The organism is Roseburia zhanii, from assembly GCF_014287635.1.
In the GTDB taxonomy this organism is placed as follows: domain Bacteria; phylum Bacillota; class Clostridia; order Lachnospirales; family Lachnospiraceae; genus Roseburia_B; species Roseburia_B zhanii.
Genome location: NZ_JACOPH010000101.1, coordinates 1 through 528, shown reverse-complemented (window position 1 = coordinate 528; position 528 = coordinate 1). Strand labels below are relative to the sequence as shown.

The following is a 528-nucleotide window of genomic DNA, read 5'->3' as shown; positions in this document are numbered from 1 at the left end:
CAGGATTACAATCCACCGGCAATACTTCCAATCCAGATAGCTTATTATGCAGGACTTCGTATCGGTGAAGCCTGTGGTCTGGCATGGCAGGATGTAAATCTTGAAGAACAGTGCCTTACGATCAGACGAAGTATCCGATATGATGGTTCAAGGCACAAGAATATCATCGGACCAACCAAACGAAAAAAGGTAAGGATTGTTGATTTTGGAGATACACTGGCAGAGATTCTTCGCAATGCCCGAAAGGAACAACTTAAAAACCGAATGCAGTACGGAGAACTTTACCACAAAAACTACTACAGAGAAGTAAAAGACAAAAACAGAGTTTACTATGAGTTCTATCATCTGGACGGAACAGAGAATGTTCCAGAAGATTATAAGGAAATATCCTTTGTCTGCTTAAGACCGGATGGAAGTTTGGAACTGCCAAGCACGTTAGGAATTGTTTGCAGGAAGATTGCTCAGAAACTGGATGGATTTGAAGGATTTCATTTTCACCAGTTGCGACACACCTACACAAGCAACCTT

Annotated in this window: 1 protein-coding gene; it reads left to right on the top strand. The window is 41.7% G+C overall.

The annotated features are described in order from the left end of the window. Positions 1-528, top strand: a 528-nt coding sequence (locus tag H8S17_RS16380; protein WP_186867912.1) for a tyrosine-type recombinase/integrase, incomplete at both ends; no start/stop codon positions are given.